Origin of the sequence: Actinocrinis sp. (assembly GCF_035938995.1) — a bacterium.
In the GTDB taxonomy this organism is placed as follows: Bacteria; Actinomycetota; Actinomycetes; order Streptomycetales; family Catenulisporaceae; genus DASZGI01.
The window spans coordinates 36,789-54,582 of the sequence record NZ_DASZGI010000191.1; the positions used below are offsets into that span (position 1 = coordinate 36,789).

Sequence of the window (17,794 nt, forward strand, 5' to 3'; positions counted from 1 at the left end):
CTCCCATCGGTATCCGGAGCCACTGTTCGCCTGTTCGACCTCGCGCAATCCGGGTACCCAGTGGAGAGCGGTTTGCCCGTGCCCGGTGCCGGTAATCTTCTCAAGGCCACGCCGGAAACGGGGAACGGCGCGGACGGCGGCTTTTTCCCCCACATCAGGGGGCGGACAGGAGGACGGCAGTGGCCTTTCAGGGACCGTGGCGCAGGCGTCGGCGCAGGGACGGCCAAGCCGCCGGGCCCCGGCCGCTCGGCTGCCTCTGGCCGCTGTTCTGGCTGATCCTGCTGATCATCCTGCTCGGGCTGCTCTTCGGCGGCTATCGCAAGGGTACGAGGGTGAGCGCTCCCAGCGTGTGGCCGGAGCGGGCGACGGTGGTGAGTGTGATGGCGATGGGAAGCGGCCACGGTCACTGAGGCGGGCGCTGAGCTTCGAGGGCTGATCAGCCGGGGCTAGAACTGATCGTTGTCGGGATCGCCGCACGGCAGCGCGGCGTCCCAGATCTCGGCGAACTGGCGCACCCGCTTGGCCACCAGCGTGCGGTTGAGTAAGAGGTGGGTGGTGGAGATGACCGGGCGGCTGTCGCCGGGGGCGAGCGAGGGCACCGACTCGTAGCTGATCTCGTTGTCGAACACGATGAAGTCGTCGAGCTTGTTGTGCAGGTTCACCGAGACCATGTCGGGGGTCAGGTACCTGATGTCGATGCCGAGGTTGCGCTGTCGGTCGCACATGCGCTGATACGCCTCGTCCTCCGTGACCCGGCTGTGCTCGAGGACGAAGACGCGGCGCACGGTCACTCCGCGCTTGATCGCGTCGGCCTGCCGCTCCAGATAGTGCAGGCCGAGGTCGCTTTCCCAGAAGCCGCCTGCGTAGCGCGTGCGTCCGCCGCCGTCCGTAGTGGTCAGGCTGGTCGCGTCGAGGGTGCGGGCGCAGTTGTGGGTGAGGGTGAGCAGCCAGTCGCGGTCCTCGCCGTCATAGGTGCCCTCGCCGCTGCGCAACTGGTGCAGCAGAAGGTTGAACCGCTGCGCCTCGGCCCGCACGAAGGCGTTGGCGAGCGGCGAGGAGCGGTGCTCGAACGCGTACGCGTTCTGCACCACCCGGACCAGCTCGGCCGCCCGGTCGTGGTCGATCGGCTGGAGCCCGAAGGCCTCGGGGATGTTGGTGAGCTGGGCGAAGCGGCGGTCCACGTCCGCACGGATCTGGCCGGCGGCGCGCTCCAGGGTCGCGCCGACCTGTTCGAAGGCGTCGCGCGACGATTGTTCCACCGCGCGCAGCCTCAGCTCGAAGCAGAACAGGAAGTCGGCGACCAGGGCCACACCGCCGACGGTGACCCCGACGCCGAGCGCTTGGGCACCGCTCGCGTGGCCCGGTCTGAGCGCGAGAATGAAGCCGACCACCCCGAACGCCGCGGTGATCAGGATTCTGCGCACAGTCCGCACGATGCGTCCCGCGCCACCCTCTTCTTTCCCCACGCCGGCCCCCTCCGCACAATCGCGCCGGATCGGTTGGCGGGGCCGGCCGCCGACGGGTTGCCGCTCCTGTGTCGGCACCCGGTATCAGTACCCGGTGGTGGACCCCACGTCCTTCACTGACAGCGTCGCGAGAAGTTGCAAGGTCTGCAAGGCCAATTGGTCGCGCACTCGGGCGACGGCCGCCTCCCACTGGCGGGTGAATCCGGGCCGCCGCTCGAAACCCTCCCACACCGCGGCGAGTTCGTCCGCGACGCGGGCGCCCGGCATCCAGAGGTGCAACAGGTGGTCTATCGCGGGGCGCAGTTCCTCGACCGCGCGCGCCCGGTCGCCGGCGCCCAGATCGGTGCGCTCGATGCGGCGGGTGACCGTGGTCAGCACCCAGTCGTGCAGCGCCAGATCCCGGCACAGCTCGAGGATCGCCTCGAGCAGCGTGTCGGAGTTCTGCGAGGCGCCGCCCAGCACTCCCGCGGGCCGCGGGATCAGCAGGCTGAGGGTGCGCACCGTGTCGCTCTCCAGGGTGAACTGCGCGGCCGGCTCCCCGCCCCCGGCTCCCGGTTCCGCGCCGTACAGCGCCGTCCAGCGCAGCCTCGTCCACTGGAAGCGCAGCGGCTGGCGGCCGTCCAGCAACGGCGAGCTCTGCATCCGCCGGGCCAGCCGCTCGCTGATCGAGCCGAGGTCGAGGCACTCGGTCGCCTGGTCCTGTGCCAGGTATCCGGAGCACAGGTCGCGCGGGTCGGCCCGGCCGAGCGTCTCGAGCAGGCCGGGGCGCGCGGTGTAGTGGGACCACGGCAGCCGCCGCTGGGCGCCAGCTGGGTCGATCCGCGTATACGACGAGGTCTGCAGCACTCGACCGCCGACCACCGCGGCGTGGGTCAGCACGGTGCCGACGGCGCGCACCCGGGCGCGGGTGTCGGTCGGGAACAGGCAGTCCACCCCGTTGGCCACGTCGGCGGACAGCGCGTGCGCTATCGGCCGCTCGGACTGGCGTACCGGCTCGCCCGGCACCAGGTCGATCAGCTCGGCGACGGCCGCTTTGGGCAGCGAACCGCTGTGCCGCAGCAGCCCGGTGCGGATCTCGCCGACCGCGACCGCCAGGCCGCCGACCCCGGCGGTGCTCCGGGTCGGCGCCGGGTAGGCCGCGACGGACTGGGTGCGCACGTTAGAAGTCTGTCATGAAGACGTAGGCGATGCGCCCGGTCACGTCGGTCGGCACCGGCATGCCCTCCTGCTCGGCCCGTTCCTCGACACGGCTCATCACCTCGGGGTCCTGCGCGACCTGCCCCAGGATCACCCGCACCGCGTGCTCGATCGGCAGGAAGCGGTCCTCCAGCAGCGACAGGGTGCGGTAGCCGTGGAACGGGGTCGCCTTGGGGTTGAGCTGCACGACGGGCGGCATGCCGGCCCACTCGCCGGGCAGCTCGTCCGGCAGCGGTCGCGGCTGGATCACCGTGCGGCCCTGATTGCGCAGCAGTCCGAGGCGCAGCAGCTGCCAGACCGCCGCGAGCATCGGGCAGGACCAGGTGCGCTTGCCGTCGCTCTCGTCCCAGAGTTCGATATCGAGGAAGATCGAGTGGCGCCGGGCCTCCGCCTCGACCGGGGGCTGCCACTCGCGCAGCAGCAGCGCCTCGGCCGGCTCGCTGGGGGAGCGCTGCCCGTTGGAGAGCCAGCCGCTCTCCGCGGTCGGCGGCCGCGAACCGTTCGTGCCCTGCGTGGGGACCGACACCAGGCGCCCGGCCACCAGCTGGGCCAGCTCCACTCCCTCGGCGGCCGCGCAGCCGGATTCCCTGGCGAGGTAGTCGATGCGCACCCCTTCCGCCGCGGCGGCTTCCTGTAGCTGCGGGACCAGCTCGGCCGGGGGGATCAGGTCGCTGAAGTAGTCGTCCACCAGGAAGCAGGTGCTGATCCGCGGGCGCAGCGTGGCGTGCCGCCGCTGGAACGAGGCGACCGTGGTGTCGTACCAAGGCGCGATCTGCGCTATGCGGCGGCGCAGGTGATCGCGACCGAGCAGGAAGTCCTCCATGTAGAGGTGGTCGAGCTCGACCGACAGATGCGAGTAGGCCACGTCCTGCGTGCGGCGCTGCGCCGCGACCTCGTGGAAGCTGGTGTCCATACCAATGTCACAGGCCTTCCCACGGAGCGTGGTCGGTGACGACGCGGGCCAGGTCCTCGAAGGCGGTCACGGTGTCCTGGTTCGCGATCTCGAGCGTGTGCACGTCCCAGTTCGTCAGCAGCTGCTCGCGCCACTGGAGCACCGGGTCCAGCGGGATGGAGCCGATCCGCAGCGCCCGGCCGAGCTTCAGCTGCGAGGCCATCTTCTCCAGCTCCCGGTCCACCTCGGCCAGCCAGGACTGCTGGGACGGGCGCAGCTGCGCCACCGTGGTGGAGTCCTGGCTGATCACCGCGGTGCGCACGAACCGGATCATGGACGACATGGCCTGCTCGGTGTGGCCGATCGCCTCGGCCGATTTGTACAGGCCACGGTCGCCGTGCACGAGGTTGTTGGCGGCGATGACGTGCTGCCGGGTCCACTTGTGGAAGACCAGCCAGCGGGTGAGCACCGGGTGCAGCACCGGGCGGGCGGTGGCTTGAAGCACCAGTTCGAGGGCGAACGAGCGGCCGGCGCTCAGGTCCACCACCGCCAGGTCAAACTCCTCGTCGAGCCCGACGAACAGGTCGACGCACCGGTCCACCATGAGCTTGGCCTGCTTGGCCCGGGCGTCGAAGGACTCGTAGAACTCGGCGCCGCCCTGGCTGCCGGGCAGCAGGGTCAGCGCGCCGGCACCGGGCGGGCGGCGGAACGATTCGCGGTTGGTCTCGGTCCACACGTCGATGCGCCGCGCGGCCGGGGCGCGCCCGGCCAGGTAATCGTGCAGTCCGTCGACGCGCACCCCGGTCACCGCGTGCTCGACGTCGAAGATGGCGCCGACGGTGGGGGAGCCGAAGTCGAAGTCGAGGTAGCAGGTGTTGTAGCCGGACAGCGCCGCCCGGTAGGCGACGTTGGTGCTGGTCACCGAGCGCCCGGTGCCGCCTTTGTCGGACACGGAGAACACGATCATCGAGTCACAGCCCCTGGCTCACGTCGCCGCGGGCGAGGTCGTTCTTGTTCAGTTGGGTGACCGCGTGCACACACAGCGCGATGGACACCGAGGGCTGGGTCTCGACCAGGTTCTTGGCCCGCTGGAGCGAGTCGCGCAGCTCCTGCAGGGAGTTCTGCAGCGGCGAGTTGATCGACGGGGTGGCCATCAGCTGCTGGTTGAGCAGCCATTCGGCCTCGCTGACCATCGACTTGGCCATGTCGGACAGCACCGGGGTGCGCGTTTGGCGCCGTACCAGCGTTTCTGCCGCGGCCACCAGTGCGTCGGCGACGCGGATCGTGGTGTTCCAGGAGGGCAGGTTGCGGGTGGAGCTGGCGGTCGGGAAGACCCGGCCGGGGTCGTCCCACAGCCCCGCGGAGCCGCCGAGCGGGATGCGCCGGTTGCTCAGGTGCGTCCAGATCTGCGCGGCCAGGCCCAGAAGGTCGTCGCGCACCTCGGCGTCGGTGGTCAGCTGGGCCAGCTGTACCACCCGCTTGAGCAGCAGCGGGGCGAAGTCGGTGATCCGCCAGCCCATCCCGGGGCCGAGCTTGTCGGCGCCGTCGAGCGTGTTGAGCAGGCCGGGCACGTGCAGCTGGAGCGTCGGGTCGTCGCGGACCGGGCGGCGGGTGATCCGGGCGCGGTTGGCCAGCTCGGCCAGCAGCGGCGCGATGCGGCGCAGTTCGTCCTCGTTGGCGTTGGTGCGCTGGATGAAGTCCTGGGTGACCACGGCGCAGACCAGGAGGCTGAAATAGTCGGACTCGGTGCCGTCCACGGTGCGCCAGGGCATGTCTTCGACCGGCCAGTTTCCGGTGGAACCGGAGCCGAACCGGGCCAGCCGGGACCAGTACCGCTGGGTCAGGTCCCGCCGCACGCCGAGGCCGGTGGCCAGCCGCTCCTGCTGCGGGTTGAGCAGGCCCAGGACGCGCGTGCGGTCGCTGGTGAGCTGTTCGATGGCGTCGAGCGCGATCGTGGTGAAGTACAGGTAGGGGGCGGACAGCGCCACGCCGTCGCGCTGCGGGCCGACCGCCGCGGTGGCGCCCTCGTCGTCGAATTCGATCGGCGGCGCGTCCTCGGCGATGCCCCAGGTCCAGCCGACCTCGAACAGGACGTTGGGATTGTCCAGCTCGTCCGCGCGGGCGACGCCCATGCGCGCCTCGGACAGACGGCCGCGCACCAGGTCCATGCGGTCGTTGAACAGCTCCGCCACCTTGCGGACCGGCAGCCCGTCCCGGTTGAGCATGCCGATCAGGTTCATGCCCTCCGCGGAGTCCGTGGTCAGCGGGTTCATCGTGAAGCCGCGCAGCAGGCCGGCCAGGGCCGCGGTCAGCCGGGTGCTGGTGCGTTCCCTGATGTCCATCACCTTGCCGCGCCAGGCGCCGCGGGTGGTCGGAGCGTTGGAGTAGACGTCGAGGAAGCCGAGCGCGGCCAGACACAGGGTGACCGAGGTGGCGTGCGAGACGACCACGTCCAGGTTGAGCTGATCTGAGGTCAGCTCGGCCTCGGGGTCGAGGGGGTGGAAGTAGCTGCCGCCGGCGAAGGTCGGTGCTCCGTCCGGTCCGGTGTACCGATCGAGGTATTCATCCAGGCCTTGGGCTAGTGCCCGCGGGATGTTCACGCTGTCGCCGAAGTAGGGGCCGAGCGCCTGGATGATGTCCTCGGCGGTGTCGTCCGGCTCCTCCAGACTCAGCTCGCCCAGCGAGGTCGCCGGCAGCAGCACGGTCAGCAACTGCTCCGCGTCGCTGATTGAGTTGGCCTCGAGCAAACCGCCCCATTGCCACCTCTTGCCCGCGTAGCTATAGGCAGCGGTTGCCCGCCAGATGTCCAGCAGCTGTCGCCGTGGCTGGAGGTTTTCCGTCCGCGCCATGTCTTCCGTGCCTCCCGTCCCGCGCACGCGCTCCGGAGGCGGCCTCCCGCCCCGCGGCGCAGCGTCCGTCTACTTCGCCCGCCCTATCGCCACCACGTACCCGGTGTAGCCCGGGCGCAGGGGGGCCGGGCGCACCTGGACCCTCTGCACCTTGAGATCGGTGGCCACCTGCTCGAGGCAGCCGCTGATCTCGGATTCGCCGACCGAAGTGGCCGGGAAAGCGATCCCACCGACCTCGTACCCCTGCGACCTCTCCATGAAAGCCGCGGCGAACGGCGAGCCGGGTCGCAGGGCCCGCACGAACGCGCCGGTGGCCGCCTCGAACTCGGCGGGGTCCTGCGAGATGGATTCGGCCACGAAGAACATCGTGCCCAGGTCCCAGCCGGCTTCCGGAAGGTCGAACACGCTGCCCTGCTCGACCTGCGCGGAGCGGGCCAGCTCGGCGCGGGCGGACTCGAAGCCGCCGCGGCCGTCGTCGGGCGACACAACCTGCCAGAACGGCCGCCACCGCTCGTCCAGGGCCGCCGTGGCGCCGCGCAGCCACTGCACGTTCGACGCCGAATACTCCCGCAGGGTGATGCGCGCGCAATGCGGGAGCATGGCCAGCGCGGGATAGAGGTTCGGGCCCGCGCCGACGTCGAGGCCGTGCAGAGCGGGGCCGACCGCCGCGTCGGTGAACCAGGAGGAGACCAGGCTCAGGATCTCCTCGTCGTCCTCGCGGAGGCTGTCGTAGTTGTGCTCGTGATACGCGTCGGCGGCGAAGTCGTCCCACGGGAACTGCGCGTTGCGGGCCGGAATGGTCGCTTCCGAGGACTGTCCTGCGGTAGGCATAAGGGCATTCCCGGTTTCGAAGATCGTCAAACTGACGCTGCGTCAGCAATGGTAGGGCCTGGTGACTCCAGATTCGCAATCGTCGTTATTGAACCGCGCTGAAGAGACCGCGCCCGGATGATGCCGCGCAACGCCGCGCCAGTGCCTCGCCCCCACCACATCAGTGTGCCTCAGCCCCACCACGCGTCCAACCGGTCCGCGCGCGGCGGTGGGGGCGTGTCGAGGCGTCCGGGGTCGGCGGTCATCATGAGCCGGTCCACGCCGGGGCCGAAGTAGTCGGGGTGGAAGCCGCTGATGCGGAAGCCGAGGGTCTCGTACAGGTGGATCGCGGCGCTGTTCTCCGGCTCGACGGCCAGGCGCACCTCGCGGGCGCCGTCGGCGGCGATCCGGCGGACGGTCTCGTGGACCAGGTGGCGGCCGTGCCCGGCTTCCCGCGCGCTCGGCAGGACGGCCAGGCCCAGCAGCCAGCCGGTGCGGGGGCGGGCGGCGAGCGCGCCGAGGCAGTAGCCGACGAGCTGCTCGCCGTCGTCGGCGACCAGGCAGTGTCGGGCGTGCAGGTCCATCAGCTGTCTGAGGGCGAAGAAGGGGTAGGCGAGGCGGCCGAAGACCAGGCGGTCGACTCGGTGCAGGTTTTCGAGGTCGGATTCCTCGGCGGGGCGGATCAGCACGACGGCCCCGGCGGGAGACCGCAGCGCGGCGTCCCGCCCTCCCCGGTCGGCCGTGATTCCGCCGCCTGAGCTCTCCTCGTGCCCACGTTTCGTATCGCGCACGCTGCTGCGCCTCCCCGGTCGGTCCGCAAACCCCCCACTCGGTCGGATCCGCGCCTGGCTCCACATCGCGCCGCCCCGAGACGGCATCGCGCGCCGACCTGTCCCACGGTTAACGGTTTCTTTCGTAGACCTCTAAATTAGAGTCCAGATCCGGCGCTGTCACGGGGGATTGCCCCGATACGTGTGCGCGAATGAGGTCGTGTGCGACGCAGGGAGCGCGCTGGAAGACACCGCGCGCCGGGGCGATCGGCCAGCTCGGGGTGGCTGCGCGAGTCAGAAGATGTTCAGTGTGACGGTGCTGCCGAAGGGCTGCTGGGTGTTGCCGGAAGGGCTCTGCGAGCCGACGGAGTTCACGATCGGCAGGAAGCGATGGGTGACCACCTTGAAGCCCAGCGCCTGCAGCTGGGCGGTGGCGTCGTCGACGTTGTCGCCGGTGACGTCGGGCAGCAGCACCTGCCGCGGGCCGTTGGAGACGGTCAGGGTGATCGTGGCGCCGTGCTTCGCGCTGCCGGTCGGGGTGTAGGAGACCACTGATCCGGCGGGGACGTTGTCGGAGGAGACCTGGTCCGCGGCGACGTCGACCTGGAACCCGGCGGCCTTGAGCTGGTCGGTCGCGTCGCCCTGGCTCTGCCCGGCGACGTCCGGGATCGGCACGTTCTGGGTGCCCTTTGAGATGACCAGGGTGACGGTGCTGCCGTTCTTGACCGGGGTGCCCGGGTTCGGGTCGCTGGAGACCACCTCGCCGGAGGGCACGGTGTCGTCGAACGCCGAGGTGAGCGAGGACTTGAGGCCGTCGCGGGTCAGCGTCGCGGTGGCCTGCGACTGGGTCAGGCCGCGCAGGTTCGGCGTGCTCTGGAAGGCGAGCTGGCCGTAAAGGTACGCCCCGACGCCGACCGCCGCGGCCAGCAGGACCACGATGATGAAGATGACCAGGCCCCTGATGCGCCGGCGGTCCGCGGTCTGGACCCGGTACGGCTGGCGCGGCGAGGTGCGGGGCCTTATCTGCGCCGACTGCCCGACCGGCCCGGTCTGGTTGACGCCGCGGTTGGTTCGCACCTGCGGCTGCTCCGCCGTCGCCGAGGTGTCGACTCTTGTGCGGTCCGGGATGCCGGCTGCCATCGGGACGGTCGGCACGGTGGGTTCGGTGCCGCCGGGCGAGCCGAAGTCGAGCGCGGTGTCGGGCAGGTTGGCGTACACAGCGCGAAGCTGCGCGCGGAACGCTGCGGCGTCGGCCGGGCGGTCGCGCGGGTCCTTGGCGCAGACGGCGGCGACCAGCGCGTCGAGGGCCGGGTCCAGGCCCGGCCGCAGCAGCGAGGGCGGCGGCACCCGGTCGGTCACGTGCCGCCGCGCGATGTCCAGCGGGGTGCCGCCGGTGAACGGCTTGCGGCCGGTCAGCAGCTCGAACAGGACGATTCCGGCCGAGTAGACGTCCGAGCGGGCGTCGCAGGTGCCGTGCTGCACCAGTTCCGGCGCGAGGTAGGAGACCGTGCCGATCAGGCCGCCGCGCTGAGCCTGGGCACCGTTCTGGCCGCCAGCCGCGGCTATGCGCAGCCCGTCAAAGGACGACGACAGGGTGTTGCCGTTCTGCCCGGGGGCGGTGCGGGCGAGGCCGAAGTCGGTGACTTTGACCGCCGCCGAATACGAGCGCTGGTGACGCAGGGCCTCCTCGCTCAGCAGCACGTTCTCCGGTTTGACGTCGCGGTGCACGATCCCGGCGCGGTGGGCGGCGGCGAGCCCGCTCAGCATCGCGTCGATGATCTCCAGCGCTTCACGGGGGCTCAGCCGCCCACGCCGGCCGAGCAGTTGGCGCAGCGTCAGGCCGGGTACGAGCTCCATCGCCAGGTAGGCGAGTGGCGGCTGGCCGGGGGCGCCGGGCAGCGCCGACTGGTCGTACACGGCGACGATGTTCGGGTGGCTGAGTTTGGCGGCAGCCTTCGCCTCGCGGATGAATCGCTCCACGTAGGCCGGGTGGCGCGCCAGCTCGGGGTCTATCACCTTCAGCGCGACGAGGCGGTCGAGCCGGTTGTCGAAGGCCTGGTAAACGGACGCCATGCCGCCCTGGGCAAGGCGCGATTGAACGGCGTACCGGCCGTCGAGCAATCGCCCGATCAGCGCGCTGTCGAGGAGCGCCGTGTATCGCCCCGTACCAGCTTCCACGTTTGGGAGTGTAGGCGGTGGTTCTGACGCACAGGTCTCAGAAACGCGACAGATTGACGCGATATTGACGGTTCCGTCTAGATGTCCAGGTCACGGCGGGCCGGTGAACCGCACCAAAGGGCGGAATGCGGAAACGCGCCGCGCTGAGAAGCCGGGTCAGAAAGCCGGGGTTTCGGCGATGCCGGGCGACGAGGCGCGCGCGTGATAACGCCGGGGGATACGGCCGGCCTGCAGCGCCAACCGCCCCGCCGCGACCGCGTGCCGCATCGCCAGCGCCATCCGCGCCGGATCCTGCGCCCGGGTGACCGAGGACGCGAGCAGCACGGCCGAACAGCCCAGCTCCATCGCCTGCGCAGCATCCGAGGCGGTGCCTATACCGGCGTCCAGCACCACAGGTACCCGCACCGAGTCGACGATCAGCGCGATGTTGTGCGGGTTGCGGATGCCGAGGCCCGAGCCGATCGGCGAGCCGAGCGGCATCACGGCGGCGCACCCGGTCTGCTCGAGCCGCCGGGCCAGGATCGGGTCGTCGTTGGTGTAGGGCAGCACGGTGAATCCGTCGGCGACGAGGATTTCGGCGGCCTCGACCAGGGCCAGCGGGTCGGGCAGCAGCGTGTCCTCGTCGGCGACCACTTCGAGCTTCACCCAGGAGGTGCCGAGCGCCTCGCGGCCCATGCGGGCGGTGCGCACCGCTTCGGCCGCGGTGTGGCATCCGGCGGTGTTCGGCAGCACCTCGATTTTCAGCGCGGCGAGCAGATCCAGGATCGAGCCCGCCGTGCCAGGAGCGACGCGGCGCAGGGCGACCGTGGTCAGCTCGGTGCCCGAAGCGGTGAGTGCGGCCTCGAGCGCGGTCAGGCTCGGCGCGCCGCCGGTGCCCATGATGAGCCGGGAACCGAACGTGCGACCGCCTAGTTCGAGTGCGTCTTCCCGGTTCGTTTCTGGCACAGTGCTCGTTCCTGACACAGCACCCGATTCTGATGCTGTGTCCGTTTCTGAAGCTGCGTCGCCTGAGGCCGTGGTCACCGCGGTTGCCGTGTCCACCGGTGTCATCCTCCCGTCACCCGCCCTGAACGGCGGTCAGAATCTCGACCTCGTCGCCGTCGCGCAGCGTCCAGCCGTCCCACGCGGTGCGGGGCACCACCGCATCCCCGACCGCGACCGCGACGCCGTTTGCTGAGCGGCAGACCTGCGCCACCACTGCCGCGACCGTCGCCCCGGCCGGGTACGTTTCGCTGCGCCCGTTGACAGTGACGCTGATGCCGATGTCTGCGGTACTCACCGCGCCGCCGCACTCGGGGCTGCCGCTGCGAACCGGGCCGGTTCGAAGCCGCGAGCCTCAGCCGGCAGCTCCCCGGTGGCCAACAGTTCGGCGATCGCATCCGCGGTCACCGGGGTCAGCAGGACTCCGTTGCGGAAGTGCCCGGTCGCGGCGATCAGGCCCGGCAGCGCCGTCGGCCCGATGACCGGGGCGTTGTCCGGCGACCCCGGCCGCAGCCCGGCGCGTACCTCGGCCAGCGGCAGCTCGGTGATCCCGGGCACCAATGCGTGCGCGGCCCGCAGCAGTTCGTACACGCCGCCCGCCGTCACCCGGGTGTCGTAGCCGAGCTCTTCGACCGTGGCGCCGACGACGAGCTCCCCGTGATCGCGCGGCACGAGGTAAACCTGGCGGCCGCGCACGAGGCCGCGCACTGCGCTGTTGAGGAACGGCACGGCGTCCGAGGGCACGGACAGCCGCAGGATCTGGCCCTTGACCGGCCGGATCGGCGGCAGCAGGCCGGGTGGCACCCCTGGGATCGAGGTCGAGTGGCAACCGGCTGCGATCACCACGCGGTCAGCGCGCACCGTCTCGCCGCCGCTAAGCCGCACGCCAGCCACCGCGTCGTGCTCGACCAGCAGCTCGGCGACCCGTTCGCGGTACAGCGGCACGCGGCGCTGGCCGACCGCTGAGAGCAACGCGGCGATCAGTTGGCGGTTGTCGACCTGGTGGTCGCCGGAGACACGCAAACCCGCCTGGACGTCGGGGGAGAGCAGCGGTTCGAGCCGTCTGCACTCGCGGGCGCTCACCGGCTCCGAATCGAGTCCGAGCGTGCGGTGAAAGGCGGCGAGGTCGGCGAGGACCGCGCGGTCGTCCGCGTCGAAAGCGACGGCGAGCGTGCCGCGCTCGCTGTATCCGGACGTGGTGCCCGCGGCTTCCTCGAGTTCCGCGGCGAACGCCGGGTATCTGGCGGCGGAGGCGAGGTTAAGCCGCAGCAGCGCCTCTTCGCCGTAGTGGGCCTCGGTGACCGGTGCGAGCATCCCCGCGGCCACGTGTGAGGCGCCGGAGCCAGGTTCGGGATCGGCCAGCGCGACCCGCAGACCTCGAGTCGCCGCGCGCCAGGCGACGGCCAGGCCGATCAGCCCGGCGCCCACCACGACCGTGTCGAAGGACGAATCCGGCCGCGTGTGCGGGATCTTCGTCGCCTGCATGATCCGCTCCCTCCACCGCGCGTGCCACGCCCTAAGGCACTGGCCGCGCTGGCCAGGTTCAAACGGTCGGGGGCCGGTCGCGCCCCCCTCTCAGCCCGCCGCGGCGGGCTCCCGTGCTGTTTGCCGCCGCCCAGTCTACCGGCGGCTGTACCGCCGGACACTGGGCCGTTCGGGGCGCGCAAGGCGGGACGGTGCCGCCCCGCCGCGCGCCCGGTCGCATCGGGGGCTCAGGAGATCTGGCCGCCGATCACGTCGAACCACATCAGCACACCGAGCAGCAGGCCGACGAAGCCGACGAAGACGCCGCCCAGCGCCGCCGCCCGCGCCCAGGTCGGGCTCTTGCCGCTGAGCAGCAGGCTCGGCGCGGTCAGCACGCCGGCGCCGATGAGCAGCGCGACGAGGCCGAAGATGAGCGCGAACAGGCCCTGCGTGTGCCACTGGCTCGAGTAGACGTCGTACTCCTGCTTAAGGCTGGAGATCTGCGTCTTCGTCAGCTCGAGAGTGCGCCGCTGCTGGTACACGTTCGCCAGCCAGCCGCCGGTCAGCGAGACCAGCGCGAGCGCCAGGGACGTGAAGCCGAACGCCCCGGCGATCAGGCCGGAGCCGGCCTCGTCGCCGGACTCGTCGTCGTCTTCGATTTCGAGCAGTTCCTCGTGCTCCTCAATGAGCTCGGGCTGCGCGACGGGGGACGAGACGACCTCGGTCTCGGTATCCCCGTTCTCCGGTGTGGTTGTGTTCTCCATAGCCGGACACCCTAGAGGTTTTTGCCGAGCTTGCGGTAAACATCTCTCCCCGTTTTCGCGGCGTATTCGCGTTGGGCTTGCGCGCGGCGTCGTGGCACTCTGGGTTCGTGACATCCATCTCCACCGAGATCGACGCTCTCGTCCCGGCCTGGCTCACCCTCCCGGAAGTCGCCAAACGCCTCGACCTGCCGGTGAATCGGGCCAGACAGCTGCTCAAGGACCATCAACTGGCGGCCGTGCACCGCGGCGAGGGCAATGCGCTCGCGGTACCCGCCGCATTCCTCGACGGTTCCCAGATCCTCAAGGGCCTGCCCGGTACGCTCACCCTTCTGGCCGATAACCACTTCTCCGCCGAAGAGGCGGTGCGGTGGCTGTTCACTCCGGACGAGTCGTTGCCCGGCACCCCCGTCGAGGCGCTGGCCGGCAACCGGGGGACCGAAGTGCGGCGCCGGGCGCACGCGCTCGGCTTCTGAGCGTCCGCGAGATTCCATAGATCTGAGCCTCCATATCCCATGACGCCTGAATCTGACGCGCGCGTGGCGGTGCGCGCCGCGCGGCTCTACCTGTGCACTGACGCCCGCGAGCAGCGCGGCGATCTGCCGGAGTTCCTGGACGCGGTGCTCGGCGCCGGCGTCGACATCGTCCAGCTGCGGCAGAAGGGCTTGGAAGCGCGACGGGAGCTCGAGCACCTCGAGGTCCTCGCGCGCGCCTGCGCCCGCCACGGAAAGCTGCTCGCCGTCAACGACCGGGCCGACATCGCATTCGCCGCCGGGGCGCCGGTGCTGCACCTCGGCCAGGACGACCTGCCGACCGCGGCGGCCCGGCGCATTCTCGGTCCTGAGCCGCTGCTCGGCCGCTCCACCCACGACCCGGCGCAAGTCGACGCGGCGTTGGCGGACCCGGAGACCGGCTACTTCTGCGTCGGACCGTGCTGGCCCACGCCGACCAAGCCGGGGCGGCCGGCACCCGGCCTCGGCTTGGTCGAGTACGCAGCGAAGGCGGCGCCGCCGGACGATCCGGGTTCGGTGCCCTGGTTCGCGATCGGCGGGATCGACCTGGAAACCGTCGGGGCGGCGCTGACGGCGGGAGCACGCCGGATCGTCGTGGTGCGCGCCATCACTGAAGCGGCGGATCCGGCCGCCGCCGCGTCGGCCCTGGCGGCGCTGCTCCGCTCACCCTGATCGCGGTACGTGCGCCACCATCGCAACGAGCTCCGATTGGTGCGCAAATCAGCGCACGGCCATCGGCAAATCCCCGGGCCAGCAAGGTGAGCCGATCTGCACTCCATGATCGTGAGTCAGGTCAGGTAAAACCAAGCGAGCTCAGCCGCAGAAGATCAGCCAGCAGCTGGGACTGGAACTGGCCCTGGGAGAGCTTTGAGTCGCCGTCGGCGTGGCGGACGCACTGCCAGGGCCTGTCGGCGTCGGCCGGGTCGAGGGCGAGGCGGTGTGCGACGGGCTCGGCGAGTGGCTTGGCGTGCGCGACGCGTGGGGAGACGAGGCGTCCGTGGGCTGACCCAGATCTCCGCCCTGAGCCCGCGCCGGGCTGGACGAGTCCGAGACCATCGGCAGGACGGTGGTTGCCGCGCCCTTCAGCGGCGTGGTGCTGCCGTCGTTCAGATCGGCGACCGCCGCTCCTACGAGGACCACGGCCGCTGCGCTGCCGAAAATCAAGGTGCGCCGCCTGCCCGTGCCGCGGCGTGGTGCGCGCCGGGAGTGTGCGCGGCTGTCCTGCGCCCGTCGGCGGTGGCCTTCCGCGGACGCTTCCGGCGCCATCGGCTCCCAGACCGCCTTGATTGCAGGCCCCTGATCCGCGGCGGCGTCCGGGCCGGCCATGGGGATCAGATCGGCCGAGCCCTGAGCATCCAGGCTGCGCCGGAATTTGACGGCTTCCCGCAGGTCGATGGCATCGTGGCCGCGGCCCCACAGCGGTTCAGAGGGCTGAGCCTGGGGATGACCGCGGCGTGGGTCGGGATGCCTCCTGCGCGCCTCGCTCACAATGCGAGCGACCCTATCAACGCTCGGCATCACCGGGGAGCAATTGCAGATCAAACAATCCGTAAAACGGAACGGTTGTGTCTCGCAATGGATCGGGCTACGCTGGCCCGCAGCGAAATTACGAAACGGAACCGTCCCGGATCGCCGGGAGCCGGAGCGGGGAGGGGTCCCACATGACGCAGGCTTCGCACGACCCTCAGGACCCACACGGCACGCAGGGTGGACAGGCACAAGCGGGTCCACCGCCCGGTGGGCCGGCCGACACCGGGCACCCGAACCGGTGGCCGATCCTCGCCGTGCTGGTCTTCGCACTGCTCGTGGTCGTCCTCGACAACACGGTGCTCAACGTCGCGCTCAAGACCATCTCGCAACCCAAGCCGGTCGGTCTCGGCGCGAGCCAGTCCGACCTCGAGTGGGCTGTCAACTCCTACACCCTGATCTTCGCCGGGCTGCTGTTCACCTGGGGGATCCTGTCCGACCGGCGCGGCCGCAAGCGGATACTCATGCTCGGCATGGTGCTGTTCGGCTTGTCGTCGCTGCTGTGCGCATATGCGGGCAGTCCGGGTGAGCTGATCGCCGCCCGCGCCGCGATGGGCTTCAGCGGCGCCGCGATCATGCCGTCCACGCTGGCCGTGATCGCCAACGTCTTCCCGCGGCGCGAGCAGGCCAAGGCCATCGGCGTGTGGGCCGGCTCGGTCGGCCTGGCCGTCGCCATCGGCCCGATCGTCGGCGGCGCGCTGCTGGTCAACTTCTGGTGGGGCTCGGTCTTCCTGATCAACGTCCCGATCATCATCATCGCCCTGGTCGCGATGGCGTTCATGGTGCCGGAGTCGCGCAACCCGAACCCGGGTAAGCAGGACCCGATCGGCGTGCTGGCCTCGATGGCGGGCCTGGTGGTCTTCGTCTACGGCGTCATCCACGGCGGCGACAGCGGTGATTGGGGCAGCGTGACCGTGTGGGGCCCGATCGTGCTGGGCGTCGCGCTCATGGCGCTGTTCGTGGTCTGGGAGCGCAACAGCGACCATCCCGCGCTGGACGTGCGGTTGTTCAATAACCGGATGTTCTCGGCGGCGGTCCTGTCCGTCACGCTGTCCTTCTTCGCGCTGATGGGCGGGCTGTTCTTCTTCTCCTTCTACCTCCAGTCGGTGCGCGGGTACACGCCGCTGCGCGCGGGCCTGTGGTCGCTGCCCTTCGCCATCACACAGCTGATCTTCTCGCCGCTGTCCGCGAACATGGTCCGGCGGTTCGGCGCGCGGGCGGTGTCGGCGTTCGGCCTGCTGATGGTCGGTGTGGCGTTCGCGATGTTCCAGCTGATCGAGGTGAACTCGCCGATGTGGCTGTACGGCGTGATCGCGAGCGTGCAGGGCATCGCGATGGCGAACGTCATGCCACCCGCGACGACCACTGTGATGGCCGCGCTACCGCGGGAGCGGGCGGGCGTCGGCTCCTCGGTCAACAACACCGTGCGGCAGGTCGGCGGCGCGCTCGGCGTCGCGGTCCTCGGCACGTTGCTGACCTCGGCGTACCGGGGACGGGTCCAGCCATTGCTGCAAGGGTTGGGGCTCCCCTCCGGCACCGCGCACACCGTCAGCGGCTCGATTCAGGCGACGCAGACGTTTGTGGGACAGTCGGCAGCGGCGCACCCGAAAGTGGTGACCCTGCTGGCACCGGCGAACGACGCCTTCGTTCACGCGATGCACATCACGACCCTTGTCGCGGCCGGGATCATGGTGATCGCCGCGGCCGTCGTGCTCGCCTGGATGCCGCGCAAGTCGGCGATGCCGACCGGCGGCGTTCCGGCCGGAGCGTCGGCGGCGGCCGAGAGCGTGACCGCATAGACGCGCCGCGGGGTAACCCAGGGCAGCCGTCGGCAGTGACCCGATCCGATCGGGCCCCTGCCCCGAGGACGAGATCGGAAGGATGACGACGATTCAGGAGCCGCAACCCGGTCCGGGCGCGCAGCGCGCACGGCCGCTCCGGAAGCAGCCGCCCGCGCAGTCCGCATCACCGGCTGAGCAGCAGCTGATGCAGGCTCAGCGGCGCCACTCGCCGGAGGCGAAGGTGGTGCGGCGGCCGGGCCGTCCGCGCAGCGACAAGGCCGAGGAGGCGATCCTCGACGCGGTGCTGACGCTGTTCGGCGAGGGGGCGACCTACGACAGCCTGTCCATGGAGATGATCGCCACCGCGGCCGGGGTGGGGAAGGCGACCATCTACCGGCGGTGGCCGAACAAGGAGGCGCTCGTCATCGCCGCGATCGGGCGGCGGCTGCACCCGGACATGCCGGACGCGCCGCCAGGCGAGTCGGTACGCGAGGACTTGATCTTCTTGCTGGAGCTGATGCGCATTCACCTGCAGGACGAGTGCACCGGCCCGGCGTACAACGTCCTGGCCCAGCTGACGCTGAGCAACTCGAACGTGTCGCGGCG

General features: G+C 70.6%; 18 protein-coding genes. 6 read left to right on the plus strand and 12 right to left on the minus strand.

Annotated elements, in window-relative coordinates; genetic code table 11:
• Nucleotides 1-179 precede the first annotated feature (179 nt).
• Nucleotides 180-410 carry a hypothetical protein gene (locus tag VGZ32_RS13625; protein WP_326886362.1) on the plus strand — a complete coding sequence of 77 codons (231 nt, stop codon included), beginning with the start codon at nt 180-182 and terminating at the stop codon, nt 408-410.
• Nucleotides 411-446: 36 nt separating this feature from the next.
• Here VGZ32_RS13625 and VGZ32_RS13630 read toward each other — a convergent pair whose 3' ends face one another.
• The 12 genes from VGZ32_RS13630 to VGZ32_RS13685 all read right to left on the minus strand — a co-directional run bounded on the left by VGZ32_RS13630 (nt 447) and on the right by VGZ32_RS13685 (nt 13,371).
• Nucleotides 447-1,424: a hypothetical protein gene (locus tag VGZ32_RS13630; protein WP_326886363.1), complete on the minus strand. Its 978-nt coding sequence runs from the start codon at nt 1,422-1,424 to the stop codon at nt 447-449.
• A gap of 126 nt (nt 1,425-1,550) precedes the next feature.
• Nucleotides 1,551-2,624, minus strand: a complete 1,074-nt coding sequence (locus VGZ32_RS13635; protein WP_326886364.1) for an SCO2521 family protein — start codon at nt 2,622-2,624, stop codon at nt 1,551-1,553.
• A 1-nt stretch (nt 2,625) separates the two neighbouring features.
• Nucleotides 2,626-3,576 (minus strand): SCO2522 family protein, encoded by a 951-nt coding sequence (locus VGZ32_RS13640; RefSeq protein WP_326886365.1) that lies wholly within the window; start codon nt 3,574-3,576, stop codon nt 2,626-2,628.
• Between the two features lie 7 nt (nt 3,577-3,583).
• Entirely contained in the window at nt 3,584-4,522 is a 939-nt protein-coding gene (locus VGZ32_RS13645; RefSeq protein ID WP_326886366.1) for an SCO2523 family variant P-loop protein, read from the minus strand.
• Between the two features lie 4 nt (nt 4,523-4,526).
• Nucleotides 4,527-6,404: an SCO2524 family protein gene (locus VGZ32_RS13650; protein ID WP_326886367.1), complete on the minus strand. Its 1,878-nt coding sequence runs from the start codon at nt 6,402-6,404 to the stop codon at nt 4,527-4,529.
• Nucleotides 6,405-6,473: 69 nt separating this feature from the next.
• Entirely contained in the window at nt 6,474-7,235 is a 762-nt protein-coding gene (locus tag VGZ32_RS13655) for an SCO2525 family SAM-dependent methyltransferase (RefSeq protein WP_326886368.1), read from the minus strand.
• Nucleotides 7,236-7,405: 170 nt separating this feature from the next.
• Nucleotides 7,406-8,005 (minus strand): N-acetyltransferase, encoded by a 600-nt coding sequence (locus VGZ32_RS13660; RefSeq protein ID WP_326886369.1) that lies wholly within the window; start codon nt 8,003-8,005, stop codon nt 7,406-7,408.
• Between the two features lie 273 nt (nt 8,006-8,278).
• Complete coding sequence (gene pknB / locus VGZ32_RS13665) at nt 8,279-10,162, minus strand: Stk1 family PASTA domain-containing Ser/Thr kinase (protein WP_326886370.1); 1,884 nt, start codon at nt 10,160-10,162, stop codon at nt 8,279-8,281.
• 156 nt (nt 10,163-10,318) lie between these two features.
• On the minus strand, nt 10,319-11,212 hold the full coding sequence (locus VGZ32_RS13670) for a thiazole synthase (RefSeq protein WP_414642539.1): 894 nt from the start codon (nt 11,210-11,212) through the stop codon (nt 10,319-10,321).
• Between the two features lie 7 nt (nt 11,213-11,219).
• A complete protein-coding gene (gene thiS / locus VGZ32_RS13675) occupies nt 11,220-11,441 on the minus strand; it encodes a sulfur carrier protein ThiS (protein WP_326886372.1) in 222 nt (73 codons plus the stop codon).
• A complete protein-coding gene (gene thiO / locus VGZ32_RS13680) occupies nt 11,438-12,628 on the minus strand; it encodes a glycine oxidase ThiO (protein ID WP_326886373.1) in 1,191 nt (396 codons plus the stop codon). The genes thiS and thiO overlap by 4 nt, the downstream gene beginning before the upstream one ends.
• A 227-nt stretch (nt 12,629-12,855) precedes the next feature.
• Nucleotides 12,856-13,371, minus strand: coding sequence for a hypothetical protein (locus VGZ32_RS13685; protein WP_326886374.1), 516 nt, complete (start codon nt 13,369-13,371; stop codon nt 12,856-12,858).
• A gap of 107 nt (nt 13,372-13,478) precedes the next feature.
• Between VGZ32_RS13685 and VGZ32_RS13690 the strand changes: the two genes are divergently transcribed.
• The 5 genes from VGZ32_RS13690 to VGZ32_RS13710 all read left to right on the plus strand — a co-directional run.
• Complete coding sequence (locus VGZ32_RS13690) at nt 13,479-13,844, plus strand: Rv2175c family DNA-binding protein (RefSeq protein WP_326886375.1); 366 nt, start codon at nt 13,479-13,481, stop codon at nt 13,842-13,844.
• A gap of 39 nt (nt 13,845-13,883) precedes the next feature.
• On the plus strand, nt 13,884-14,552 hold the full coding sequence (gene thiE, locus VGZ32_RS13695; protein ID WP_326886376.1) for a thiamine phosphate synthase: 669 nt from the start codon (nt 13,884-13,886) through the stop codon (nt 14,550-14,552).
• Between the two features lie 211 nt (nt 14,553-14,763).
• Entirely contained in the window at nt 14,764-14,886 is a 123-nt protein-coding gene (locus VGZ32_RS13700) for a hypothetical protein (RefSeq protein WP_326886377.1), read from the plus strand.
• 655 nt (nt 14,887-15,541) lie between these two features.
• Nucleotides 15,542-17,206: an MFS transporter gene (locus tag VGZ32_RS13705; protein ID WP_326886378.1), complete on the plus strand. Its 1,665-nt coding sequence runs from the start codon at nt 15,542-15,544 to the stop codon at nt 17,204-17,206.
• A gap of 82 nt (nt 17,207-17,288) precedes the next feature.
• Nucleotides 17,289-17,794: helix-turn-helix domain-containing protein (locus VGZ32_RS13710; protein WP_326886379.1), on the plus strand; the 506-nt coding region annotated here is incomplete at its 3' end.